The following is a 24,377-nucleotide window of genomic DNA, read 5'->3' as shown; positions in this document are numbered from 1 at the left end:
AGCCAAGGTCTCACATACGAGTTCATTAAGTTAGATGACTCGTGGCTCTTAAATGCCCTCCTTTGAGCAACCCGCAATTTGGTGGATTGACCTCTGCTTCAATCCACCATCGTGAGCCTGCAACAATCGGTGGTCACGCAGCCAACCGGTGCTCGTAGTACGGCCGGTCCCTGTCATCAAGTATCGGTTACATCGCCGCCAAGTCCGATGTATCCGGGTTGAGCCAAGCGTCTATATTTTCCGGCTTATAGGGATGATGCACCGGTCGTGACAGTGGCTGCGACCTCCGGCGGCGGCTCGTCCATATTGCAATCCAAAGGTGACAGCGTTGAGCTCGACCTTAATTGCCCACAAGTTCTCGCGTCCTCGGCAGTCGACTTACCCCCCGGAAGATTGTCACGTTCTCTTGACTAGGTGCCAGGTCACCCAATGCACTTTCCTCTCGCCCAGGTTATCTGTGACCATCAGGTCCGGCATCACCGCTCCTGCGACTATGTGAATAGACGAGTCCGCGTATTTTTCTGCACGCCACACCCCAGAAACCGGACACATGTCCCCAGTCTTGACGTCTGGAACGTCAGCAAGCTCAGCGGGCGCATCTTCGCGCTTCGCAGCGAGGAAATACTGTGACTCGTCCGCAATCACCCCATCCTTGTATCGCGTGTCTTCCCACAATAGACGCCAGTGAGTACTCGTGACGGCAGACCGCAAAGTGAGTGGGTCAGGCCGCCCTTTGATATTCGGCGCGTGAGTCCCTTTGACCAAATAGTTGAAGCAGCCATTGTTTTCTTCCGTTTTCTCACCGACCGATAGCAGTCCTAGCACCTTACCGCGACTAATTTTTACAGGCTCCCAGATGCCGTCGGCGGTGACCTCGTCACCGGACTCGACTACCGGACCGAGGGAGGCAGGGATTTCCGGAAGTGACGGTGGGAAAACGGGGTAATCCAATTCGTAGAACTGGTACTTATAGCGGTCCGGGTCCAGAAGTAATGTCGCCGACTGCAACTGAGCAAAATTGTCGTTTGAGGCCGCAACCTCGAAAGGAGCTTGCTCCATCTGGAACTCGGATGCACGCATCAATCGAGCAAGTCTATCCACCTTGGTTGGATATGGAGCCAACTGAGCGCCTCGCTCCCAATACGACGGGTGGGGAAAGAAGTACTGGCAAAGGTGATAGTAGCGATTGACCGCGAGCTTCAATGGTTGACCATCTTTCCATATAAAACGATATCCACGCGCTAGCTGCTCCAGGCCCTTGTCGTATAGACCCAGAATCTCGTAGATGGTCGACAGGTTGTCGGCCGGCATGTACTCCGGGTCGCCCTCTGGCCACGTCTTGACAGCGATTTCGTACTCGTCTGCAAAGATGGCGAACGCGTCACGCTTCTTTTTCCAGAGCGCATAGCTTGTCAGCCTCTGAAGCAACCAGAAAACTTGACGGCGAGTTAGGTTGTCCTGCATGTCGTACTGCTTCATCGTATATGTCACCGTTGCGTCTCGAGATTGGCGCCAGTTCGCACTGCGGCCGCCTTTATACTGTTCGTCTGCGTGACCTTGCTCTGCACTTCGTCGGTCGCAAGCCGGCGTGTTTTTGCCGCGTAGCCAATATCGTCCTCAAACCGACTATATCCGTAAACTTTTTCGACGTTTTCCCACTTCGTTTCGAAGAAATCAACTCGAATACCGTCGACAATCATTGGCCCATTGGTGGCTAATTCGCCAGCTTTGATTTTTTCACCTACCTTTGTTATCTCTTCCGCCAGTTTGCCGAGGTCAATCACGACTTGCTCGCCTCCACCCTCCAGATACTGCACTGGCGTTGAGCTTCCGAACTGCTCTGCAATTTTGCCTTGCCACGCCTTTGCCTGCGGCATACGCATCGCGAAATCATCCGGCAGATGCAGAACGGCCAGGTAACCGTTGCCATTCCATGTGTCCAGCACGGCGGAACGTTCGGACGCGTTGCTTGAAATGGTCAGTGGTTGGGTGTTTGAAATCGCGCCTATATCGCCTGCAATGTCTCGGCAACCGGCGGCTGAATTCCTTTGAAACCTCCGCAAGTGCAAACTCAAGCGCGCGGTCGGTCTCAGTGCCCATTCGTCGAGGGTTTTTGCTGCTCCGCCTCATGGGCCCTCACCATGAACAGTCGAACCATGGAAGCTTCCGCCGCGGGCGCGTTGCCAAATTCGAACGGTCATCAGCTAGGCGTGCTACTGCGTGGTGACTTGGCGCTGCTGCGAAGAATCTTGGCGTACCGCGCTTTAAGTCCATCCCATTCGACCCGAACATGCCCCGCGAAAAGAGGGTTGCCATTGGTCATGTCCTCATACTCGTCGGCTGTCAATCCGCCGAGCAGTGCATACATCTCTTGGACAACGGTTCGCGCTTCCAACGGATGCAGGCCCGTGTGCACTATTAACTGCAGCTCGATGGCGCCATCAAATTCATCTCGCTGCTGTACAGGCGTTCCGAGGTAGTCGCTCACACATTTGCGAACAAGCCACTTAAGTAAGTCGGCCCGCCATTCGACCTCGCCCGGTAACACTTGAGGTGGCAGTTCAATGCTTTCGCCCTCAATCTCTATGGTGACCGGAGCGCCGATGCGGGTAAGAGCGGCACGAATGGTCGCCGGCACGTAGTACACATGAACGATTTCCAAGTTACTTCTCCCGCGGTTTTTGCAAAGAGGCTGCAGATGCCCGAGAAGGCCAGCTCAAATTTTCGACGACGGTGACCCGTGTTCCCTTAGGAGGAACGTCACTTGTCGATGCAGTGTAGAGGCAAAACGTGTAGATGTAAACTCTGTAGATTCAAACTACGTCGACGCTTAAGCTGTAGATACATTCGATGCGTTGGGCGATGCTTCAGCCATATGAAAGAAGAGCTGAAGCCCATACAGGCCCAACTACGGAGTCGGCTTTCGAAGAATCTAAAGCGACTACGGGCCACGCAAAAAATCTCGCAGGAGGCGTTGGCCGACTTGGCGGGATTGCATCGCACCTACGTTAGCCAAGTTGAGCGGATGATTACGAATATTTCCCTCGACAACATTGTGCTGCTAGCGGGTGCACTTCAGGTGGACCCAGCGGAATTGCTGGCAAAAATTGAGGGAGAGGACGAGCCTGTTGCTGCTGAGAGCCGGGCCGCCAAAAAAGCCCGGCGCCCGGCGCCCGGCGCCTAAAATTTCAGCGGCTTGCTCGAGTTTTCGACGAGCCATGAGTTGACGACATCTTGACGCCAACGAAGAAGCTCGCGGTCAGATAGAACCGCACGGGGTGGCAGCAGCCAAGGGCGGTGTCTTGCTCGCAGGATGCTTGTGCGCACGGAGAGGCCAAGGATGTCGGCAAGCTCGCTGGCGTCAAGGTAGTGGTAGGAAGGGCAATCTGGGGCTGATGTCATACCTCGTCTAACGCGAGGTGTTTATCCGTGCGATTTCAGCAAAGCGCATAGCCGGCAGCAATCGTTAGCGCGACCGCTTTACCGTTTGGCCAAGCAGTTTCTTGATTTCAGCGAGCTGCCGTCGGCCCTCCTCTCGCGGCGTGACAGCCACTTCATCGGGAATCACGACACCGAGCGCTTTAGCAATGTTGGAAACATACGGACGAGTCCGCCCGGGCAGTTCCGCGCACCCGCGCAGGACAACTTCGGTACCACAGACAGTGACCAGAAACTCCAACGCGCGTCGGTCACGTTCGGAGTCGACGATGATGCCAACTGCAATCAGAGCCGAGAAGTCCACAGGCATTCTCCGGTCGAAAACCCATTACCCGGAGAATTCTATACGAAAAACACAAAATTCAACAAATTCAAAGAACTACGCAATCTTGCACCGAAAACTTGTGCGGCATGCGTGATTGGCCTCAGCGCCCTGCTGGGCGCCTCGGAAAATCTCTGCGAAATTTTCTCTATCTTCAAAACCACAGGCGCACAGGCGTCACCGCCGAAAGTCAGGCGAACAAACGCAAAGAGGCAAACCGTTGTGGCTTGCCCCTTAAAGACCTACCGAGTGCTCGCAAAGCAAACTCAATCTTTCACTTTGCGATTACCCTGCTCTACTTCTTGTAGTTCGCCGCGCCTTCGGTGATTTCCTTGTGCGCGGCGTCGATGCCCGCCCAGCCGTCGACCTTCACCCACTTGCCCTTCTCAAGCGCCTTGTATTGCTCGAAGAAGTGCTTGATCTGGTCTTTCAGGTACGCCGGGACGTCGTCGATCGACTTCAGGTCGGCGGTCATCGGGCAGACCTTGTCGTGCGCGACGGCGACCAGCTTCGCGTCGACGCCGGATTCGTCGGTCATTTGCAGCATGCCGAGTGCGCGGGCACGCACCACCGAGCCAGCCAGCAGCGGGAACGGCGTGATGACCAGCACGTCGACCGGATCGCCGTCGCCCGACAGCGTTTGCGGAATGTAGCCGTAATTCGCCGGATAGCGCATGCCCGTGCTGATGAAACGGTCGACGTGGAGCAGGCCCGTTTCCTTATCCGCTTCGTACTTCACCGGATCGCTTTGCGCCGGGATTTCGATGATGACGTTGAAATCTTGCGGAAGGTCTTTGCCTGCGGGGACGTGATTGAAGCTCATGAGCGCTCTCTGATCAGGATGGAATTCGGAACACGGCGCGCGGTGCGGCCACTCGAACGGCATGCATCGTGAAACTCGCCTCGAGCGCCGGCGCTGCGGCCGGACAGTGCGGAATACGCCATTATAGCCAATCGGCCGATGGCATCCCGCGTTGGATCGGCGCGATAATCATCTGGCGTCTCTCGATTGTGCCTCTCGTTTGTGAACACCACGCAACCGCAACGCGGCCGCGTGACACCTCAAGGAGCATGCATGGAAGAAGCCCGACACTTCATCGGCGGCGAGTGGTCCGCCGCCTCAGGCGGCGAGACGATCGCCGTGCTCGATCCCTCGGACGGTCAGCCCTTCACCCAGTTGGCACGCGGCACCGCGGCGGATATCGACGCCGCCGTACACGCCGCGCGCCGCGCCTTCGAAGGCGCGTGGGGCCAGGCGAGCGCCGCCGAACGCGGCCGCGTGCTGTACCGGCTGTCCATGCTGGTCGCCGCGCGCCAGGAAGAACTCGCCCTGCTCGAAGCCCGCGACACCGGCAAGCCGCTCAAGCAGGCGCGCGCCGATTCGGCCGCCCTCGTCCGCTATTTCGAGTTCTACGCCGGCGCGGCGGACAAACTGCACGGCGAAACGCTGCCTTACCAGACCGGCTACACGGTGCTCACGATCCGCGAGCCGCACGGCGTGACCGGCCATATCGTGCCGTGGAATTACCCCATGCAGATTTTCGGCCGCAGCGTGGGCGCGGCGCTCGCCACCGGCAACGCATGCGTCGTCAAACCGGCCGAAGATGCCTGCCTGTCCGTGTTGCGTGTCGCCGAACTGGCCGCCGAGGCGGGTTTGCCTGCCGGCGCGCTGAATATCGTCACCGGCTACGGGCATGAAGCGGGCGCGGCGCTCGCACGGCACGCCGGCATCGATCACATTTCGTTCACCGGGTCGCCGGAAACCGGCAAGCTCGTCACGCAGATGGCCGCCGAGAATCACGTACCGGTCACGCTGGAACTGGGCGGCAAGTCGCCGCAAATCGTCTTCGCCGACGCGGACCTCGACGCGGCGCTGCCCGTGCTGGTGTCGGCAATCGTGCAGAACGCGGGACAAACCTGCTCGGCGGGCAGCCGCGTGCTGATCGACCGCGCTATATACGAACCCTTGCTAGACCGGCTGAGCGGCGCGTTTCAAGCATTGCGCGTGGGCCCCTCGCAGGCCGATCTCGACTGCGGGCCGCTGATCAGCGCGAAACAGCAGCGGCGCGTGTGGGATTTCCTCTCCGACGCGCAACACGACGGTATCGCCATGGCGGCGCACGGCGAGGTGATTCCCGAAGCGCCGGAAAGCGGCTTCTATCAGGCGCCGACGCTGCTGCGCGATGTGCCCGCCAGCCACCGCCTCGCCCGTGACGAAGTGTTCGGCCCCGTCCTCGCCGCCATGTCCTTCAGCGACGAAGACGAAGCGCTGGCGCTGGCCAACGGCACGCCGTTCGGCCTCGTCGCCGGCATCTGGACGCGAGATGGCGGGCGGCAGATGCGGCTCGCGCGCCGCCTGCGCTCCGGCCAGGTGTTCATCAACAACTATGGCGCGGGCGGCGGCGTCGAATTGCCGTTCGGCGGCGTCAAGCATTCGGGCCACGGCCGCGAAAAGGGCTTCGAGGCGCTGTATGGCTTCACGGTGCTGAAAACCATCGCGATCCGGCACGGTTAGTCGAGCATACGTATCACCATCCACAACAAACAGCGGAGACATCATGCGGTTGACAGGTAAAACAGCCATCGTCACGGGTGGCGGCTCGGGTTTCGGCGAAGGCATTGCGAAGACCTACGCGCGCGAAGGCGCGAACGTCGTGGTCAACGATCTGAACGGCCCGGCCGCCGAGCGCGTGGCGAGTGAAATCGCGCTGGCCGGCGGCAAGGCCATCGCGGTGGCAGGCAACGTCGCCCAGCGCGACGACTGGCAAAAACTGCGCGAAGCCGCGCTCGAAGACTTCGGCAGCGTGCAGATCGTCGTCAACAACGCCGGCACCACGCATCGCAACAAGCCCGTGCTGGAAGTGACGGAAGCCGAATTCGACCGCGTCTACGCGGTGAACGTGAAAAGCATCTACTGGAGCGTGCAGGAATTCGTGCCGTATTTCCGCGAGCAAGGCGGCGGCTGCTTCATCAATATCGCGTCCACGGCGGGTGTGCGGCCGCGCCCTGGGCTTGTCTGGTACAACGGCAGCAAAGGCGCGGTGATTATCGCGAGCAAGTCGCTGGCGGTCGAACTGGGTCCGGACCGCATTCGGGTGAACTGCGTGAATCCGGTGATCGGCGAGACGGCGCTGCTGTCCGAATTCATGGGCGTTGAGGATACGCCGGAGAATCGTCAGCGCTTTCTCGCCGGCATTCCGCTCGGGCGTTTCTCGACGCCGCAGGACATCGCCAACGCCGCGCTCTATCTGGCTTCGGACGAGGCGGAGTTCATCACCGGCGTGTGTCTTGAAGTAGACGGCGGGCGCTGCGTGTAGCGCCGCGCCGCATCCGGTCTGCGAGGGTTTCGCGTGCTGCGGCCCTCGCCGCAGTCAGTGTTTTCCCCCGGTATCGATTCGTCGTGCAAACCACTGAGCGCGGATAGAATCGATCGACAGCGGTACTTCAATTCCACAAGAAAAGAGGAGACACCATGGCTAGTCCCGCAAATCCGCTCCACCATCCCGGCGCGGGTGCGCCGCCTTCCACCTTCGAAGAGGCGACCTACCGCAAGGTCACCTGGCGGCTCGCGCCGCTGTTGATGCTCTGTTACGTGGTCGCGTATCTGGATCGCGTCAATGTCGGTTTCGCCAAGCTGCAAATGACCAGCGATCTCGGTCTGAGCGACGCGGTCTACGGTTTCGGCGCGGGGATTTTCTTTCTCGGCTATTTCATCTTCGAAATTCCGAGCAATGTGATCTTGCACAAAGTCGGCGCACGCGTGTGGATCGCGCGGATCATGGTGTCGTGGGGCGTGATCTCCATGCTGACCATGTTCGTCACTACGCCGACCATGTTCTACGTGATGCGCTTCCTGCTCGGTCTCGCAGAAGCGGGATTTTTCCCCGGCATCATTCTGTACCTCACCTACTGGTATCCGTCGCACCGGCGCGGCCGCATGACCACCTGGTTCATGACGGCTATCGCGCTGTCGGGCGTGATCGGCGGCCCGGTGTCGGGTTATATCCTGAAGAGCTTCAACGGCGTGAACGGCTGGCATGGCTGGCAGTGGCTGTTTCTGCTCGAAGGGATTCCTTCGGTGATCGTCGGCATCATGGTGTTCGTCATGCTGGACGATCGTATCTCGAAGGCGAAGTGGCTCACCAAGGAAGAGCAGCAATTGCTCGAACGCCACGTCTCCGCCGAAGAAGCCACCAAGCACGACATGCCGATTCGCCAGGTGCTCACGAGTGGCCGCGTGCTGATGCTGAGCCTCACGTATTTCTCGTTCGTGATGGGTCTGTATGGCGTGAGCTTCTGGCTGCCGACCATCATCAAGGCGACCGGCGTGACAGATGCGTTCATGATCGGCCTGCTCTCGGCGGTGCCGTTCGCGGCAGCTGTGGTGGCGATGGTGTTCGTGTCGCGCAGCGCGGACCGCAAGCGGGAGCGGCGCTGGCATATTGCGTTGCCGGCGTTTGCGGGGGCGATCGGGCTCGTGCTGTCGGTCGTGTGGGCGCACAACACCGTGCTGGCGATGGCGTCGCTCACGCTCGCGACCATGGGCATTCTGACCACGCTGCCGCTGTTCTGGAGTTTGCCGACAGCGATTCTGGCGGGCACGGGCGCCGCTGCCGGCATCGCCATGATCAATTCGATCGGCAATCTGGCGGGTTTTCTGAGCCCGTATGCGGTGGGCTGGCTCAAGCAGGTGACGGCCGCGAACGACTCCGGCATGTATATGCTGGCGGCATTCCTGGTGCTTGGCGGTCTGCTGGCGATCAGCGTGCCGGCGAAGATGGTTAATAAGTGAGAGGGAGGCGCGGGCCTTGGCAGTGATCTACTGCTGAGGCTTTGCGTTGGTGTGCGAAGGAGCGACCCCTTCATCGCTGAATATGGTGGTTTCGACAAATGTTGGCCAACTACTGCCGAGGGCGTGGGGCGGTAGTCGGCCAGCAAGAGACAGTCGGCACATCGCGTCGAACGGCTGAGTTCCCTACAAGGCAAACGGTCCCATCAGTCCGGGGCGCGCAGAAACCGTCGCTTGTCATCAGCCGGTTCAAGCTCAACGACTGCAAGTTTTGCCGCGGTGTCGCCGATGACGCGGCTTCGATGTCCTCGTCCGATCGTATCTTCAAGAAGCAGCGCATCGCCCGGCCGGGCAGGTTGGCGCTCTCCGTCAGAGGCCTCGAATTCCATTTCCCCGTCGAGAACGAATATCTACATGCGAAGCGGAGATGGATGCAGATCACCGATCCACGAAAAGCGCGATGATCAGGTTGTCCTCCACTACCATGCAACAACCGTCCACTGCACCACACTAGGCGACCAAATCAAGCACCACCGAACAGGCACAGCAGGAAGCACGAATAAAAAATGGCCGCAGCATCCGCTGCGGCCATCAACTCATCAACCAGCAATTTCAAAGTCTCAAAGCAGCGCTTCAAGAACCACACACGCGCCGCTCAAAAAACCCTCAAACGATATTCATCGCCAACGCACTCTCACGATAATGCTGGCTCGCCTTATCCGCGTCGCCGAGCTGCTCGTGCAAACGCGCCAATGCACGATGCGAGCGAATCCTCAGCGTCTCGTTGTCCGCGAGCTTCAATGCGCGCTCAAGGAACGATTGCGCCTTGCCCCACAGTTGCTGATGCAGGCACAAGCGGCCTAGCGCGAACATCAGGTCGGCATCTTCCGGACGATCCTTCTGCCACGCTTCGGCCTTCTGGATCAGCGGCAACGCGTCGCCCGCGGTCGTGTCCGGATAGCGGCGCAGCAAGCGCGCGTCCCAGTTTTGCGCCAGCGCTTCCTCGACGATCTTGCGCGCTTCCTGCGGACGGTTCAACGCCACCAACAGTTCGGCCGCGAGATCCGCGAGACGCGGCGAATGACGCTCGGTGGGCGACAGCGAATTCCACAACTCCAGCAACGCATCGGCATTGTGACGCCGGTCACGCAGCAGGTTTTCCGCCGCGAGTTGGCGCAAGCGCACCGCCACAGCCGGATGAATCGCTTCGCGTTTTTCCAGCATCTTGACGAGCTTGAGCACTTCACTCCAGTTCTTCAATTGCTGTTGCGCGCGCAACATGATCTGCTGCGCGTGAATGCGCCGCGCGCCTTGTGACTGCATTTCGGTCAGCGCCGTCAGCGCGCCGTCCGCGTCACGGCCATCGGCGCGCATGTCGGCGGTGGCCATCAGCCGTGCGTCCTGCCAGTCAGCCTCGTTGATCTGCGCGAGCCACTCGTCGCGCCGCGCATATTCATGCATGCGATGCGCCGCGGTGGCCGCGATCAAGCCGGCCGCGCCCTTGTTGTCGCCATTCGCGAGCGCGTCTTTGGCGGCTTTCTCAGCACGCGAAAAACGCCCGGCGTACAGATTGCCGATCGCGTCACGCAGCGCGGCATGCGCTTTCGCGACACGCGAGCGCGCGCGATAAGCGGCCACACGTTGCGGCATGCGCCAGATATTGCGGAAGATGCGCAGCAGTGCATACATCAGAATGAACAACACCACCAGCCCGACCACGAACAGATTCAACGACATGTCGACGCGGTACGGCGGATAGATCAGCAGCACCTGCCCCATGTCGAAGCGTCCGACCACCGCCAGCACCACCGCGATGGCGAACAGCAACGCAAGCCATAGAAGTCCCCGGATCGCCATGATTAACCTCGGCTCCGGTATTGATTGACGGCCTGCAGGCTCGTGTTCAGATTCGGCAGTTCAACCGCGGCCGAGCCCGCCTCCACCTGCTTGACGAGATCGGTCACGGTTTGGGTTTTCTTCGACGAGTTGTCGAAGTAACGCGTGAGCGCATTCTCCGCCGCCTGCAAGTCGGACTTCAGCGTGGTCTCGTTGCGCGAGAGCAAGGCGAGACGCGCCGACAGCAGTCGCAGCTTGAGATTCTCGCGCACGAAGTAGCCCTCGTCGGGCGTGACCAGCATCGCGTCGGCGTTGTCGATGCGGCGCACCTGCACGAGGCTCGTCAACTGCTGGCCGATGCCGGTGGTCACTTCACGCCACCACACCTTCCAGCGCGGCTCGCCGGTGGCCGCGGCCACCTTGGCCGTATCGGCCCATGTCGCGGCTTGCGGCGTGGCATGGGCGATCGGTGCTTCGCCCGAGAGCGGCAGGCTGTCGACCTGGTCGATCGCGTTGTCGAGCTTGATGGCCAAGCCCGTGAGATCGGTGGAAGGCGCGGCCTTCAGCTTGTCGATGTCTTGCGCGATCGCCTTGCGCACGGTGACCGCCTGCGGGCTGTCCGAGGCGGCGAGACGCGTGTCGGCGCTTTGCAGCGCGAACAGCGCGAGCTGCGTGTTGCCGGTGAGCTGCAACTGCTGGCTGGCGGCTGAGAGCATCTGGCCGACTTCGGCAAGGGTCCAGTCGTCGCGATTGCGCGCAAGATCCGCGTATTGCTGCTGCAGCGCCTGCTGCCCGGCTTGCGCATCGGCCAGCTTGCCTTCGAGTTGCGCGACCTGCGAGTCCGACTGATGCACGGTGGCGAGCGCCTGTTCCGTCTTGATGCGCAGCTCGTTGGTCTGCGTGTCGTTGGCTTGCTGGCGCTGCACGAGCTGCTGCTCCGTGCGCTCCACCTTGCGATTGAGCGCATAGCCGCCCACGCCCGCGGCACAAGCAATGATCACGACGACAAACCACAGCAGCGGTCCGCTCGCGCTATGGCGCTTTTGCGCTTCGTAGGGCGTGAAGGGTTGATTCGGCGGCAACGCAGTGGTCGCGGCCGGCTGGGGTGAAGCGTTCGTGGATGCGTTCGTTTCAGTCATGCGTGATTTAGCCGGTGAATGAGCCGGGTTGGACGGTACCGGTTGGACTACGGTCGGGACGGCGGCAATCAGCGCGCGGGCAATGCGCTCATCGCCCGCGCCGGACACCGTAATGCTATCAAAACCCAATGCCCGCGCGGTCTGCGCGATACGGGGATGCGGCGTGACGAGCGCGGCGCGTTTGAGCTGCGCGATTTCGTCGGCGGTGAGGTGGTCTTGCGCCAGCTCGTGCAGATTGCGCACGCCTTCGGAACTGGTGAGCAGCCATACGTGCGGCACGCCCGCGAGCAACTCGTGCACGCGCGCCCAGCCGCCGATCGACGGCTCCGGCACGAGGCGCCGGTACGCCGCGACGGTGTCGACTTCGGCGCCGGCTTCGCGCAGCCGGTCGGCGAGCCACTCGCGGCCACCGTCGCCGCGCACGATCAGCACGCGCTTGCCTTCCAGACTGGTCGCGTCGAGCGCGCTGTCGATCGCCGCGAAGAGGCCTTCGGAATCGAAGCGCGCGGTGTCTTCATCCGCGCCGGACGGCGGACTGATCACGTTGTAGGCAGGCGCGGCCACGCCGTGGCGCGCCAGCGCCTGCACGCTGCCCGGCCCGACGACGCCGATCGGCAGCGCATGCGGCCAGATCGCATCGCTGCGGGCAAACGCGTGATCGACGGCATTCGGCGACACGAACACGACGAGCGCATAGCGTTCGAGCGAGGCCAACGCGGCGCGCAACGGCGCCTCGTCGGTGACGGGCGCGATGTCGATCAGCGGAAAGTCGAGCGTGGCGATGCCGGCCGCGGCGAGTCGCGCGATCAGTTCGTTCGACTGACCGGCCGGTCGCGTAATCACGACCGTGAACGCCGCCTTGTCGACGGATGGGGATGTGTTGCCGGGGATATCGGCCGCCATCACTCGCCGGTCGCCGCGCTGTCCGGCGCGCCGTCTTGCGCCGTGCCCTGCTTCGCAGCGGCGGGACCGCTGGCGGTGCTGAGCGCGCGAACGATGTCCATCGCGCCTTGCTGTTCGAGCGCGCTCGCCACTTCCTGGCCGAGCGCGACGGCGCGTTCGACGCTGGGCGCGGGCGCCGACGCCTGTGCGCTCAGCACTCGCTGCCCGTCGGGCGTGGCGACGATGCCGCGCAGATGCAGCGCGCCGTCTCGCCACATGGCATACGCGGCGAGCGGCACTTCGCAGCTGCCGCCGAGCGCGCGCGAAACCATGCGCTCCGCTTCGACGGCGGCTGCCGTGTGGTCGTGATGCAACGGTGCGAGCCATGCCGCGAGGTCTGCGCGGTCGGCGCGAATCTCGATGCCGAGCGCGCCCTGGCCCGCCGCGGGCAGGCTGTCTTCGGGATCGAGCAGCGCGCGGATGCGCTCGCCCAGACCCAGCCGCTTCAGACCGGCTGCGGCCAGAATGATCGCCGCGTAATCGCCGCGATCGAGTTTCGACAGACGCGTATCAAGGTTGCCGCGCAACGGCCGCACTTCGAGGTGCGGATAACGCATGCGCAGCATGGCCTCGCGGCGCAGGCTGGAGGTGCCGACCACGGCGCCGGCCGGCAGTGCGGCGAGCGAGTCGTAGTCGTTGGAGACCAGCGCGTCGCGCGGATCTTCGCGCTCCATGATGGTGGACAGCGCAAAGCCTTCGGGCAATTCCATCGGCACGTCTTTGAGCGAGTGCACGGCGAGGTCGGCGCGGCCGTCGGCGAGCGCGGCTTCAAGTTCCTTCACGAAGAGGCCCTTACCACCAACCTTCGACAAAGTGCGATCGAGAATTTGATCGCCACGTGTTGTCATTCCGAGGATTTTTACGTCACAAGATGGATATAATTTGTGCAGCGCACATCGCACATGCTCCGCTTGCCACATGGCCAGGCGGCTTTCTCGCGACGCAATCACAAGCGTGTGGGGTGGCGTGGAAAACGTCTCGGTGTTCATTAGCTTGCTGATCGAATGACGGGATGTAATAACAAACAATGTTAGCACGCGCCCTTGTGTCTCAAGACGCGGCGGAGCGCCGTGCTGAAGCGGTATCGATGGAGGAGACGGGCTTCGCGCGGCGCGCGCCTGCCGCATCCCAGCCTGTTCACGCACGGTCGTTCGCGCACCGGGCCGCCGCATGCGGGATGATGCAATGCGGCCTGACGTGGCTCAGGTGCCGCAGGTGCCTCGAACAAGTGTCGTGCGGATGCGCGGCACCGTTCCGGCGCACAGTCTCCTCTCAGGCGTATCGCCATCGGCGTATACCGTTTCGCGCGGTTCCCTTTGCAGTTCATAGTGCAGTTCCGCAGTAGCAGTTCATCACTCAACAGACCCTGGCTTCCCTGAGGAAACCCATCGTGACGTCTTCCGGATCGGCGCGCCCTGCCCGCCGCAACACTGCATCGCCCAACGCTCGCGCGGCCGACGCCGCCAAGCCCGCCGCCTCTGCCGCCGCCGCTGCCGGGCCGACATCGGCCAAACGCGCCGGCAAACCCGCTCAGGCTGCTCACGCTGCCAAAGCCGGCAAGGCCGCCAAAACCTCCGCGCCCGTCAAGACGGACAAGGCCGTGAAGGCAGTCAAAACGGATAAGACGACGCAAGCCGCATCCGCCGCCAAGGCGCAAAAGCCCTCCAAGGGCGGCTCCACGAAGATCAAGGTCGTCGCCGACGCGCCGCAAGCGCCCGCGCTGCAGGCTGTGCCAGATGAATCGTCCAGCGCCGCGCCTTCTTCCGCGTCCGCGCCGAAGAACAACGGCCGCACGCGCGAGGACAAGGACCATCCGCTGTTCCAGGACATCCGCTATCTCGGACGCCTGCTCGGCGACGTGCTGCGCGAGCAGGAAGGCGACGCGGTGTTCGACGTCGTCGAAACGATCCGTCAAACCGCCGTGCGCTTTCGCCGCGAAGACGACAGCGCCGCCGCACAAACGCTCGACAAGAAACTGCGCTCGCTGAGCCCGGAGCAAACGGTCAGCGTGGTGCGCGCGTTCAGCTACTTTTCGCATCTCGCGAACATTGCGGAAGACCGCCACCGCAATCGCCGCCACCGGATTCACGCGCTGGCCGGCTCGACCTCGCAACCGGGCACGATCGCCCATGCGCTCGAGCGGCTCGTCGAAGCCAACGCGGCCGCCACGCCGGTGCTGCAGCAGTTCTTCAACAACGCGTTGATCGTGCCGGTGCTGACCGCGCACCCGACCGAGGTGCAGCGCAAGAGCATTCTCGACGCGCAGCACGACGTCGCGCGTCTGCTCGCCGAACGCGACCAGCAGTTGACCGACCGCGAACGCGCGCACAACGAAGCGATGCTGCGCGCCCGCGTCACGTCGCTGTGGCAAACGCGCATGCTGCGTGATTCGCGCCTTTCCGTGGCCGACGAAATCGAGAACGCGCTGTCGTACTACCGCGCCACCTTCCTCGAAGAAATCCCGGCGCTCTACGCCGATATCGAAGAAGCGCTCACCGAACACGGCATCGACGCGCGCCTGCCGCCGTTCTTCCAGATGGGCAGCTGGATCGGCGGCGACCGCGACGGCAATCCGAACGTTACGGCCGAGACGCTCGAAAACGCGATCACCCGCCAGGCCGCGGTGATCTTCGAGCACTACATGGAGCAGGTGCACAAGCTCGGCGCCGAGTTGTCGGTGTCGAACCTGCTGGCCGGCGCCAGCGACGCCCTGAAGGAACTCGCCGCCGCCTCGCCCGACCAGTCGCCGCATCGCACCGACGAGCCGTATCGCCGCGCATTGATCGGCATGTACACGCGGCTCGCGGCAAGCGCGCGCGTGCGCCTCGGTGAAGGCAGCGTGCCGGTGCGCAGCGCGGGCCGCGGCGCGGCGCCGATTCGCGCCAAGCCGTACGGCGATTCGTCCGAATTCGAGCGCGACCTGCACGTGCTGATCGATTCGCTCGCCGAGCATCACGGCGCGCCGCTCGCCGCACCGCGTCTGTCGCCGCTCGCGCGCGCCGCCGAAGTGTTCGGCTTCCATCTGGCGAGCATCGACTTGCGCCAGAGCTCCGACATTCACGAAGCGGTCATCGCCGAACTGCTCAAGCGCGCAGGCGTCGTAGACGACTACGCAGCGCTCACGGAAGAAGAAAAACTCAAGGTGCTGCTCGCCGAACTGGCGCAGCCGCGTTCGTTGCGCCTGCCGTACGCGGAGTACTCCGATCTCGTGAAGAGCGAACTCGGCGTGCTCGAAGAAGCGCGTATCACGCGCGAAAAATTCGGCGCGCGTGCGGTGCGCAACTACATCATCTCGCACACGGAGACCGTGAGCGATCTGGTCGAAGTGATGTTGCTGCAAAAGGAAACCGGCCTGCTGCACGGACGTCTGGGCGATGCGAACGATCCGGCGCAAGCGGGCCTGATGGTGATCCCGCTGTTCGAGACGATCCCCGACTTGCGCAACGCACCGCACATCATGCGCGATCTGATCGCGCTGCCGGGCGTCGACGCGCTGATCGAACATCAGGGCAACGAGCAGGAAGTGATGCTCGGCTATTCGGACAGCAACAAGGACGGCGGCTTCCTCACGTCGAACTGGGAGCTGTACCGCGCCGAACTCGCGCTGGTGTCGCTCTTCAACGAACGCGGCGTGACGCTGCGTCTGTTCCATGGACGCGGAGGCACCGTGGGCCGTGGCGGCGGTCCGACCTATCAGGCGATTCTGTCGCAGCCGCCGGGCACCGTCGACGGCCAGATCCGTTTGACCGAGCAGGGCGAAGTGATCGCGAGCAAGTTCGGTAATCCGGAGATCGGTCGGCGCAATCTGGAGACGGTGGTCGCCGCGACGCTCGAAGCGTCGTTGCTGCCGCACGGCATTGCGCCGGCGCAACTGCCCGCGTTCGAAGAAACGATGCAGCAGTTGTCCGACGCCGCAATGGCGTCCTACCGCGCGCTGGTCTACGAAACGCCGGGCTTCAAGGAGTATTTCTTCGAATCGACGCCGATCGCGGAGATCGCGGAGTTGAACATCGGCAGCCGGCCGGCCTCGCGCAAACTGCAGGACCCGAAGCAGCGCAAGATCGAAGATCTGCGCGCAATTCCGTGGGGCTTCTCATGGGGCCAATGCCGTTTGCTGCTGACCGGCTGGTACGGGTTCGGCAGCGCGGTGGCCGCGCATCTGGACAGCGCGCCGAGCGACGCCGAACGCACACGCCGTCTCGCGCTGCTGAAGAAAATGCACAAGACGTGGCCGTTCTTCTCGAACCTGCTGTCGAACATGGACATGGTGCTGGCGAAGACCGACCTCGCGGTCGCTTCGCGCTACGCCGCACTCGTATCCGACAAGAAACTGCGCAAGCACGTGTTCGAGCGGATCGTCGCGGAATGGGAGCGCACGTCGAAGGTGTTGTCGGAGATTACGGGCAAGAGTGAGCGGCTCGCAGAGAACCCGCTGCTCGCGCGTTCGATCAAGAATCGCTTCCCGTATCTCGATCCACTCAATCACTTGCAGGTGGAGTTGCTCAAGCGTCACCGCGGCGGCGACACCAACGCGCGCGTGCGGCGCGGGATTCATTTGAGCATCAACGGGATTGCGGCGGGCTTGCGCAATACGGGCTAAGCGCGAACGCAATTCATCACACGCATTCGAGCACTCAAGCCGTGCGCGACGTAGTTCGGCGCGCACGGCTTTTTTCATTGCGCTTCGATCATCAACGCGTCGAGCTTGAATGAGCCGTCTTCCTGCACGCCGAAGTATTGGCGGACTTCATCCGGCGAATTCGCCCACATCGAGCGAATCGCCGCCACGCGCGGTTCCGGCGTGCGCATGCGCGCCACCCACGAACTGAACTCGATGTCGATGCGCCAACGCTCGCGAATCGATGCCCGGAACCCCGCCGTGGCAAATAACGCGAGCCACTCGTCGGCACGGTAATCGCGAATATGCGAGCCGTCGCGCAATAACTCGATGGCCTGAATGTGCGTGTCGAGCAATGGATGATCGCTGCCGGCGATATCGATGAACAACACCTTGCCGCCCGGCTTCAGCACACGCCGTACTTCGGCGAGCGCGAGCGGCACGTCGTGCCAGTGATGCGCGCTCATCCGGCTGATCACCCAGTCGAACGAATGATCGTCGAACGGCAGCACTTCGGCCGCGCCCTGTTGCGTGCGAATGTTGGCGAGACCGCGCTCCTTCGCTGCGTCTTCCACCGTCGCCAGCATTTGCGGCGCGATGTCGTAGGCGACCACCGCTTTCGCGTGCGGCGCGACCGCGAAACTCGCGTGGCCCGCACCGCAACCCATGTCGAGCACCGTCGCATCCGGCGTCGCCGCGATCGATTCGGCCAGCGTCCGCAGATCGGCGCCGGTGGCATGGGTCGGGCTCGTCAAATAGGCGGCGGCGGTCGAGCCGAAGGCGTCGGCGACCTGATCGTGATGCTTCATGGGAGGCTCCGGTTATGTATTCGGGGTAGCGCTGGAAGGCGTTGTGCCGTTCCAAACGCTACAATAGATCCCGCGATGTACCAGTACAAGTTAAGCAATTATTCTGGTATCTCCATTACCTCCCTCCACTTCCGCCGCCTGCCGCCGAACAGAATGACCACGCCGTCTTCCGCCGACAACCCGCCGCCGCTCGACGCCACCCCGGCCCGCGCGCTCGGCGACTTCATCCGTGCTCACCGCGAGCGGCTCTCGCCGCAAGCGGTCGGCCTGCCGCCGGGGCCGCGCCGCCGCACGCCAGGTTTGCGGCGTGAAGAAGTCGCGCAACTGTGCGGCGTGAGCCCGACCTGGTACACGTGGATCGAACAGGGACGTCCGGTCTCCGCTTCCGCCGACGCGCTCGCGCGCATCGCGGTCGCGTTGCAACTGTCGCGCGCCGAACGGGCTTATCTGTTCGAACTGGCCGCCCAGCGCGACCCGGCGGAACCCGATCCGGCCGCGGCCGACGCGCCCGCCACCCTGCTGGAAACCGTGCAACTCGTGAGCGCGCCGGCCTACGTGCTCGACCGTCAATGGAATGCGCTCGCCTGGAACGAGCGCGCCACGGACCTGTTCGTCGGCTGGCTGGACGGCGCGCACGACCGCAATCTGCTGCGCTACACCTTCACGGAACCGGCCGCGCGCGAGCTGATCGTCGATTGGGAAACCCGCGCGCGGCGGCTCGCCGCCGAATTCCGCGCCGACTCGATCCGCCACTTGAATGACGCGCCCACCCGCGCGCTGATCGACTCGCTCACCGCCGCGAGCGACGCGTTCGCGCGCTTCTGGGCCTCACAGGACGTCGGCGGCCGCGAAGGCGGACGGCGCGAGTTCAACCATCCGCGCGACGGCCGCATCGTGTACGACCAGATCACGTTCAAACCCGCGCATCGCGAGGATCTGAAGCTGGTGGTGCTGGTGCGCGAGTAGGCGTCGGCGGGGCGACGGCCTTGGCGTCACACGCACTCGACGTGCGCGCCCCAGCCGCCATCCGCATCGCCCAACCTGGGCCGTGCCGGCGAGGCGCCGCCCGGGTTCGCGCAAGTTGCCCGTGCGAACTTCGGCTGTGTCGCGTACGAGACTTGAAAGCCTGCCGAGTCTTTCCGGCCCGCGCCCAGTGTTAAAATCCCTGTCTTTCCTCGCTTCGGCGGCACCTTTGCACGGCACGTGCATTCGCGTCGTCAGCCTCCTCACCGCTCGCTCAACTGCCGCTTAACTGCCCAACACCATGACGTCCCAACTGCACAAAAAAGGCGAAGCCTGGTCGGCTCGCTTCTCGGAGCCGATGTCGGAACTCGTCAAACGCTACACGTCGTCGGTTTTCTTCGACAAGCGTCTGGCGCTCGTCGATATCGAAGGGTCGCTCGCGCACGCCTCGATGCTGGCCGCGCAGAAGATCATCGCCGTCGACGACCTCGCCGCGATCCAACGCGGCATGGCGCAGATCAAGGGTGAAATCGAGCGAGGCGAGTTCGAGTGGCAACTCGATCTGGAAGACGTGCACCTGAATATCGAAGCGCGCCTGACCGCGCTGATCGGCGACGCCGGCAAGCGCCTGCACACTGGCCGCTCGCGTAACGACCAGGTGGCGACGGATATCCGTTTGTGGTTGCGCGGCGAGATCGACCGGATCGGCGGTTTGCTGACGGAGTTGCGCACGGCTCTGCTCGATATGGCGGAGAAGAACGCCTCGACCATCATGCCGGGCTTCACGCACCTGCAAGTGGCGCAGCCGGTCACGTTCGGCCATCACCTGCTCGCTTACGTCGAAATGTTTTCGCGCGACGCCGAGCGCATGATCGATTGCCGCAAGCGTGTGAACCGTTTGCCGCTCGGCGCGGCCGCGCTCGCCGGCACCAGCTATCCGATCGACCGTCACGCGGTGGCGAAGACGCTGGGCTTCGACGGCATCTGCGCGAACTCGCTCGACGCGGTGTCCGACCGTGACTTCGCGATCGAATTCACGGCGGCGTCGGCACTCGTGATGACGCACATCTCGCGCTTCTCCGAAGAGCTCGTGCTGTGGATGAGCCCGCGCGTCGGCTTCATCGATCTGGCGGACCGCTTCTGCACCGGCTCGTCGATCATGCCGCAGAAGAAGAACCCGGACGTGCCCGAACTCGCGCGCGGCAAGACCGGCCGTGTGAACGGCCATCTGATCGCGCTGCTCACGCTGATGAAAGGCCAGCCGCTCGCGTACAACAAGGACAATCAGGAAGACAAGGAGCCGCTGTTCGACACCGTCGATACGGTTGCGGATACGCTGCGCATTTTCGCTGAAATGGTCGCCGGTATTTCGGTGAAGCCGCAAGCCATGCGCGACGCCGCGCTGCAAGGTTTCTCCACGGCTACCGATCTGGCCGACTACCTGGTCAAGCGCGGCCTGCCGTTCCGCGATGCGCACGAAGCGGTGGCGCTGGCCGTGCGCGTGTGCGCGGATCGCGGCTGCGATCTGGCGGATCTGACGCTCGACGAAATGCGCAAGGAACTGCCGAGTGTCGCGCATCTGATCGGCGAAGATGTGTTCTCGTATCTGACGCTGGAAGGGTCGGTGGCGAGCCGGAATCATCCGGGCGGCACGGCGCCGGAGCAGGTGCTTGCAGCGGTTAAGGCGGCACGCGAAGCGTTGAAGTAACAGGTCGCGCTGTGAGCGGTGAGCGCTGAGGCGAGATCACGCGCTCATCGCTTGCTTGTCTCTTGCTCGCAGCTTGTGGATAGAAAGGCGAACTCGTAGTCGGGTTCGCCTTTTGTTTTTTGCGCCGCACGGGCCCGCGTGAACCGCGCCGCGAAAAAGAAAAAGCCCGCGCGAAGCGGGCTAAATGAAAGACTTCCACCGATGCCTCTCGAAAGAGGCCATCAGAGTGTAGGCCCGTTTTCGCCGCGCACCAATTCGCTCATATTTCAGCCTATTACAGATGGCTGGGCCACATATTGCGGGCGAACGCCAATTGATTCCTGGCGGTTTTTGACTACCATCAAATTACATCCTGCCCCGAGTTTTTCTCCGACAATGCTCACTCGCACGCGTCACCTTCGCTGCCTGACCGGACGCCGTGTGCGCGGCACGCTGCTCGTTGCTGCGTTGGGCATCGCCATGGCTGGCTGCACCATCACGCCACCGCCAAGCGCGACCGTACCGACGCCTGCGGCCGCCATCAACAGCGCCACACTCGATCAATACCGCGATGCCGTGGCGAGGCGCATCATCGAACGCAATCCGTCTTATGTGCTGCGCGGCACGCCGCAAGCGATGCTGCGCTCGCTGGTGGTGGTGTCGTTCACGGTCGATCGCAACGGCCACGTCGTGGAGTCATCCGTGTATCGCACCAACGGCGACGACGAAGCCGAGAGCACCGCGCTCGCCACCTTGCGGCGCGCCGCACCGCTGCCGCAGCCGCCCGGCAAGTTGCTGAACGGCCGTGGCCAGCTCGAACTGTTCGAAGACTGGCTTTTCAACGACAACGGCAAATTCCAGCTTCGCGAGTTCGCCTCGCCGCAAGCGCAAACCATCGACTGAACGCGGTTCGTTTCGTGCAACGCACGCGGCGAGCCCGGCGCCGCCTTGCTGCGGCGCGGCCGCGCTCGTTATAATTTTCCGATTCCCTGCGCCGGATCCTTCCGGCATGGCTCACGCCGCCCGCTCACCCGCCGGCGCGGCAAGAGCCCGATTGCAGCGCCGCCGCGCCACCCGCGAGCGCCGCCTGCTTGAGGCACGATGCGTGCGCCGCTGCCCTGATCGCAAATCATCAAGGCCTCGCACCGCACCGGCCGCTTTACCTTGCTCGCCGCACACGTCACGCGTCCCGCCTGGTTTTTCGCCTGGCAGGAGCGCGTTCGCCAGTTGCCGTTGTAAGCTGTCGCACAGTCGCTCGCGCCGTGCGTGGCCGCCACCGGCCCGCGACCGACGCGAGGCGCATGAACCTGAACAAAGATGCCGCCCACACACGCGTACCACCGGCTCACGAACCGGCCGCCCAACGGCATCACGACACATGGAGACCCTGCATGTCCACTTCGCCGATTTCCGCGACCCAGCCCAATGCGGCCGGGCAGAACAAGAGTTCGCGGATCATCTTCGCGAGCTTTATCGGCACCGCGATCGAGTTCTACGATTTCTACGTCTATGCGACCGCCGCGGCGCTCGTCATCGGACCGGTGTTTTTCCCGCATGGCTCGGCGACGGCGCAGGCCTTGTCGGCCTTCGTCACGTTCGGCATCGCCTTCGTGGCGCGGCCGATCGGCTCGTTCCTGTTCGGCCACTTCGGCGACCGGATCGGCCGTAAATCGACGCTGGTGGCGTCGCTGCTGGTGATGGGGCTGTCCACCACGCTGATCGGTTTCGTGCCCGGCTACGACTCGATCGGCAGCCTCGCGCCGATCCTGTTGTGCATCTTGCGCTTCGGCCAGGGCATCGGTCTGGGCGGCGAATGGGGCGGCGCGGCGCTGCTCGCCACCGAGAACGCGCCGGCCGGTAAACGCGGCTGGTTCGGCATGTTCCCGCAACTCGGGCCGTCGATCGGCTTTCTGGCTTCCAACGGCCTGTTCTTCGCGCTGGCGCTGTCCTTGAGCGACGAACAATTCCGTAGCTGGGGCTGGCGCGTGCCGTTCCTGGTGAGCGCCGTGCTGGTCGCGCTCGGCTTGTACGTGCGCTTGAAAATCGCCGAGACGCCGGCGTTCCAGGCAGCGATCGACCGTCAGGAACGCGTGAAGGTGCCGATCGCCACACTGCTGTCGCAACACTGGCTGCCGACTTTGCTCGGCGCGCTCGCGATGGTGGTCTGCTACACGCTGTTCTACAACGCCACCACGTTTTCGCTGTCGTACGGCGTCTCCGTGCTGCATATTCCGCGGCCGACGTTCCTCGGCCTGCTGTGCATCGCCGTGGTGTTCATGGCGCTCGCCACGCCGCTGTCGGCCTGGGCCGCCGACCGCTATGGCCGCAAGCCGGTGCTGATCGTCGGCATCATCGCGGCGATCCTGTCGGGCTTCACGATGGCGCCGCTCCTCGGCAGCGGACAGACGTCGCTGGTACTGCTGTTCCTCGTCATCGAACTGTTCCTGATGGGCGTGACCTTTGCGCCGATGGGCGCGCTGCTGCCGGAGTTGTTCCCGACCAACGTGCGCTATACCGGCGCGGGTGTGGCGTACAACCTCGGTGGGATTCTCGGCGCGTCCGTCGCGCCGTATATCGCGCAGATGCTCGCCGCGCGCGGCGGGCTGCCTTGGGTTGGTGCCTATGTGTCGATCGCCGCTGCCGTCAGCATGATCGGCGTGCTGTGCATGCGTGAAACGCGCGACACACAGTTGATGTAACGAGGGGCGCCGATCTCGGCGCCTTGACTCTTCGCTCGATGCCGCCCGGCGCGCGCTTCTCACGCCGCGGCGGCCTCGGCCACCGCCCCGCCTGCCTGCCTGCCGCTTCACGCCCTCCGCTTGCCGAGCATTCCTGAGTAAATTCCCGGCCTTGCGCGTCTTTTTGACATGCCTATACTCGACTCAAATAACCCTATAGGTAGCAGGGAGGCACGGATGAACGTTCATCTTCACAACGCGGATGTCGTGATGATCATTGCGCTGGCGCTGCTCTGTTCCCTGTTGCTTGCATTGCGCTTTCGGCCGGCGACATGGAAAGGCATCGTCGTGGAAGCGCTGGCTGCGAATGCCGCTGCCATCGCCGCGGTCGTCGCGTTTGAAATGCTGCTGGCCTGACGGTCAGCGCCGCAGCGCCCTCATAGGCGCCGCGGCTTCAGATGGAACCATTAACGGTAGTAATAGCCGCCGTGATGGTAGTAACCACCGCCGCCGTAGTAGCCCGGTGCCGGCGCGACGATACAACCGCCAAGTGCCGTTGCGAGTAGCGTGCCTGCGATCAGGCTCAAGATTAAGCGTTTCATATTTGTTCTCCGTCGAGTCAGATTCATTCGAGCCGAAACCCCGAATGACTCGATTGAACACGACGGCGCCTTGCGCGAGCGTTGCCATTTGTAAGGGAAGATCACCGAGGTGTTACATGATCGACGCGCGCGACACGCTGCGTCCTGCGCGCGATCACGACGAATTCACATCAGAGGAAAACACCGCCTATACTGGTTTGAACGTGTCGGTCCGGCGCGTGCCTTGCTGGCGGCGCATGCGCGGTGCAAGGTAAAGATGCCGGATAGCGTGCCTACGAATGCGCGCACCGCGCCGGCGCCTTTGGCGACGTGAAAAATGCGCGAGTAGCCAATTAGGCGCTCAACGAAAAGCGACAGATTTAACAGGCGTGTAATGCGCGACGCCTTTTTGGATCGGCGGCTGTGGGGAAGCCGAAGTACCGCACGAAACCGTGCGGACATTCGCACCCATACCCGGCAGATGAACCAGAGATGAACCCGGCGGACCGCCAGGCGGCGGCCGTCGCGTCAACACTGAGCGCGTGTGCGTGGTCACCGCTCAGTGCGTACTGGGA

The 24,377-nt window shown here is 63.0% G+C and carries 20 protein-coding genes and 2 pseudogenes; 10 read left to right on the top strand and 12 right to left on the bottom strand.

The features are described from left to right. Positions 1-187: 187 nt before the first annotated feature. The 4 genes and pseudogenes from P0D73_RS47040 to P0D73_RS38275 form a co-directional block, all read right to left on the bottom strand. Positions 188-302 (bottom strand): annotated as a pseudogene (locus P0D73_RS47040) (SOS response-associated peptidase family protein); the annotation flags it as partial. 94 nt (positions 303-396) lie between these two features. Further along, positions 397-1,491, bottom strand: coding sequence for an Imm72 family immunity protein (locus P0D73_RS38285; protein ID WP_408183269.1), 1,095 nt, complete (start codon positions 1,489-1,491; stop codon positions 397-399). Continuing rightward, a complete protein-coding gene (locus P0D73_RS38280) occupies positions 1,488-2,075 on the bottom strand; it encodes a hypothetical protein (RefSeq protein ID WP_408183267.1) in 588 nt (195 codons plus the stop codon). Before P0D73_RS38280 ends, P0D73_RS38285 begins: the two co-directional genes overlap by 4 nt. Positions 2,076-2,200: 125 nt before the next feature. Continuing rightward, positions 2,201-2,662, bottom strand: coding sequence for a hypothetical protein (locus P0D73_RS38275; RefSeq protein WP_408435243.1), 462 nt, complete (start codon positions 2,660-2,662; stop codon positions 2,201-2,203). A 213-nt stretch (positions 2,663-2,875) separates the two neighbouring features. On the opposite strand from P0D73_RS38275, the gene P0D73_RS38270 reads away from it, so the two are divergent. After that, positions 2,876-3,184 carry a helix-turn-helix domain-containing protein gene (locus P0D73_RS38270; protein WP_408183264.1) on the top strand — a complete coding sequence of 103 codons (309 nt, stop codon included), beginning with the start codon at positions 2,876-2,878 and terminating at the stop codon, positions 3,182-3,184. Positions 3,185-3,466: 282 nt separating this feature from the next. Here P0D73_RS38270 and P0D73_RS38265 read toward each other — a convergent pair whose 3' ends face one another. Both P0D73_RS38265 and ppa read right to left on the bottom strand, forming a co-directional pair. Next, on the bottom strand, positions 3,467-3,742 hold the full coding sequence (locus P0D73_RS38265; protein WP_408183262.1) for a CppA family protein: 276 nt from the start codon (positions 3,740-3,742) through the stop codon (positions 3,467-3,469). A gap of 313 nt (positions 3,743-4,055) precedes the next feature. Beyond that, positions 4,056-4,583: an inorganic diphosphatase gene (ppa, locus tag P0D73_RS38260; protein ID WP_132375596.1), complete on the bottom strand. Its 528-nt coding sequence runs from the start codon at positions 4,581-4,583 to the stop codon at positions 4,056-4,058. A 252-nt stretch (positions 4,584-4,835) separates the two neighbouring features. On the opposite strand from ppa, the gene P0D73_RS38255 reads away from it, so the two are divergent. From P0D73_RS38255 to P0D73_RS38245, 3 genes are all read left to right on the top strand, one after another. Then, positions 4,836-6,275, top strand: a complete 1,440-nt coding sequence (locus P0D73_RS38255) for an aldehyde dehydrogenase family protein (RefSeq protein ID WP_408183261.1) — start codon at positions 4,836-4,838, stop codon at positions 6,273-6,275. A gap of 43 nt (positions 6,276-6,318) precedes the next feature. After that, entirely contained in the window at positions 6,319-7,077 is a 759-nt protein-coding gene (locus P0D73_RS38250) for an SDR family oxidoreductase (protein ID WP_132375598.1), read from the top strand. 155 nt (positions 7,078-7,232) lie between these two features. Further along, positions 7,233-8,552 carry an MFS transporter gene (locus P0D73_RS38245; protein WP_408183259.1) on the top strand — a complete coding sequence of 440 codons (1,320 nt, stop codon included), beginning with the start codon at positions 7,233-7,235 and terminating at the stop codon, positions 8,550-8,552. Between the two features lie 203 nt (positions 8,553-8,755). Here P0D73_RS38245 and P0D73_RS38240 read toward each other — a convergent pair. The 4 genes and pseudogenes from P0D73_RS38240 to hemC all read right to left on the bottom strand — a co-directional run. Then, positions 8,756-8,998: pseudogene (locus P0D73_RS38240) on the bottom strand (cupin domain-containing protein); the annotation flags it as partial. Between the two features lie 217 nt (positions 8,999-9,215). Continuing rightward, on the bottom strand, positions 9,216-10,406 hold the full coding sequence (locus P0D73_RS38235; RefSeq protein ID WP_408183257.1) for a heme biosynthesis protein HemY: 1,191 nt from the start codon (positions 10,404-10,406) through the stop codon (positions 9,216-9,218). A 2-nt stretch (positions 10,407-10,408) separates the two neighbouring features. Next, the gene (hemDX, locus tag P0D73_RS38230) at positions 10,409-12,427 is read right to left on the bottom strand and encodes a fused uroporphyrinogen-III synthase HemD/membrane protein HemX (RefSeq protein ID WP_408435240.1); all 2,019 of its coding nucleotides are present in this window, start codon (positions 12,425-12,427) and stop codon (positions 10,409-10,411) included. Then, complete coding sequence (gene hemC / locus P0D73_RS38225; protein WP_132375606.1) at positions 12,427-13,455, bottom strand: hydroxymethylbilane synthase; 1,029 nt, start codon at positions 13,453-13,455, stop codon at positions 12,427-12,429. Before hemC ends, hemDX begins: the two co-directional genes overlap by 1 nt. Positions 13,456-13,856: 401 nt before the next feature. Here hemC and ppc point away from each other — a divergent pair, with 401 nt between their 5' ends. Next, the gene (ppc, locus tag P0D73_RS38220) at positions 13,857-17,066 is read left to right on the top strand and encodes a phosphoenolpyruvate carboxylase (protein ID WP_408435238.1); all 3,210 of its coding nucleotides are present in this window, start codon (positions 13,857-13,859) and stop codon (positions 17,064-17,066) included. A gap of 74 nt (positions 17,067-17,140) precedes the next feature. On the opposite strand, the gene P0D73_RS38215 is transcribed toward ppc, so the two are convergent. Beyond that, complete coding sequence (locus P0D73_RS38215; protein ID WP_408435236.1) at positions 17,141-17,893, bottom strand: class I SAM-dependent methyltransferase; 753 nt, start codon at positions 17,891-17,893, stop codon at positions 17,141-17,143. Between the two features lie 153 nt (positions 17,894-18,046). On the opposite strand from P0D73_RS38215, the gene P0D73_RS38210 reads away from it, so the two are divergent. From P0D73_RS38210 to P0D73_RS38190, 5 genes are all read left to right on the top strand, one after another. Beyond that, a complete protein-coding gene (locus tag P0D73_RS38210; protein ID WP_408435234.1) occupies positions 18,047-18,859 on the top strand; it encodes a helix-turn-helix transcriptional regulator in 813 nt (270 codons plus the stop codon). A 298-nt stretch (positions 18,860-19,157) separates the two neighbouring features. After that, complete coding sequence (gene argH / locus P0D73_RS38205) at positions 19,158-20,564, top strand: argininosuccinate lyase (protein WP_408435232.1); 1,407 nt, start codon at positions 19,158-19,160, stop codon at positions 20,562-20,564. Positions 20,565-20,939: 375 nt separating this feature from the next. Then, positions 20,940-21,446 (top strand): energy transducer TonB family protein, encoded by a 507-nt coding sequence (locus P0D73_RS38200; protein ID WP_132375616.1) that lies wholly within the window; start codon positions 20,940-20,942, stop codon positions 21,444-21,446. A 488-nt stretch (positions 21,447-21,934) separates the two neighbouring features. Further along, entirely contained in the window at positions 21,935-23,242 is a 1,308-nt protein-coding gene (locus tag P0D73_RS38195) for an MFS transporter (RefSeq protein ID WP_132375618.1), read from the top strand. A gap of 216 nt (positions 23,243-23,458) precedes the next feature. After that, positions 23,459-23,638: a hypothetical protein gene (locus tag P0D73_RS38190; RefSeq protein ID WP_132375620.1), complete on the top strand. Its 180-nt coding sequence runs from the start codon at positions 23,459-23,461 to the stop codon at positions 23,636-23,638. Between the two features lie 50 nt (positions 23,639-23,688). On the opposite strand, the gene P0D73_RS38185 is transcribed toward P0D73_RS38190, so the two are convergent. Next, positions 23,689-23,823 (bottom strand): hypothetical protein, encoded by a 135-nt coding sequence (locus P0D73_RS38185; RefSeq protein WP_012432108.1) that lies wholly within the window; start codon positions 23,821-23,823, stop codon positions 23,689-23,691. Positions 23,824-24,377 lie beyond the last annotated feature (554 nt).

It is taken from the genome of Paraburkholderia sp. RL18-101-BIB-B, from assembly GCF_046026985.1.
In the GTDB taxonomy this organism is placed as follows: domain Bacteria; phylum Pseudomonadota; class Gammaproteobacteria; order Burkholderiales; family Burkholderiaceae; genus Paraburkholderia.
This window is presented reverse-complemented; position numbering and strand designations above follow the sequence as displayed.

Bases quoted from the DNA above. Each gene is read 5' to 3' on its own strand.
- P0D73_RS38215 (WP_408435236.1), bottom strand. From the start codon at position 17,893: ATGAAGCATCACGATCAGGTCGCCGACGCCTTCGGCTCGACCGCCGCC.
- P0D73_RS38250 (WP_132375598.1), top strand. From the start codon at position 6,319: ATGCGGTTGACAGGTAAAACAGCCATCGTCACGGGTGGCGGCTCGGGT.
- P0D73_RS38200 (WP_132375616.1), top strand. From the start codon at position 20,940: ATGCTCACTCGCACGCGTCACCTTCGCTGCCTGACCGGACGCCGTGTG.
- ppa (WP_132375596.1), bottom strand. From the start codon at position 4,583: ATGAGCTTCAATCACGTCCCCGCAGGCAAAGACCTTCCGCAAGATTTC.
- P0D73_RS38235 (WP_408183257.1), bottom strand. From the start codon at position 10,406: ATGGCGATCCGGGGACTTCTATGGCTTGCGTTGCTGTTCGCCATCGCG.
- P0D73_RS38270 (WP_408183264.1), top strand. From the start codon at position 2,876: ATGAAAGAAGAGCTGAAGCCCATACAGGCCCAACTACGGAGTCGGCTT.
- argH (WP_408435232.1), top strand. From the start codon at position 19,158: ATGACGTCCCAACTGCACAAAAAAGGCGAAGCCTGGTCGGCTCGCTTC.
- P0D73_RS38195 (WP_132375618.1), top strand. From the start codon at position 21,935: ATGTCCACTTCGCCGATTTCCGCGACCCAGCCCAATGCGGCCGGGCAG.
- hemDX (WP_408435240.1), bottom strand. From the start codon at position 12,427: ATGGCGGCCGATATCCCCGGCAACACATCCCCATCCGTCGACAAGGCG.
- P0D73_RS38245 (WP_408183259.1), top strand. From the start codon at position 7,233: ATGGCTAGTCCCGCAAATCCGCTCCACCATCCCGGCGCGGGTGCGCCG.
- P0D73_RS38185 (WP_012432108.1), bottom strand. From the start codon at position 23,823: ATGAAACGCTTAATCTTGAGCCTGATCGCAGGCACGCTACTCGCAACG.
- hemC (WP_132375606.1), bottom strand. From the start codon at position 13,455: ATGAACACCGAGACGTTTTCCACGCCACCCCACACGCTTGTGATTGCG.
- P0D73_RS38255 (WP_408183261.1), top strand. From the start codon at position 4,836: ATGGAAGAAGCCCGACACTTCATCGGCGGCGAGTGGTCCGCCGCCTCA.
- P0D73_RS38190 (WP_132375620.1), top strand. From the start codon at position 23,459: ATGAACGTTCATCTTCACAACGCGGATGTCGTGATGATCATTGCGCTG.
- P0D73_RS38210 (WP_408435234.1), top strand. From the start codon at position 18,047: ATGACCACGCCGTCTTCCGCCGACAACCCGCCGCCGCTCGACGCCACC.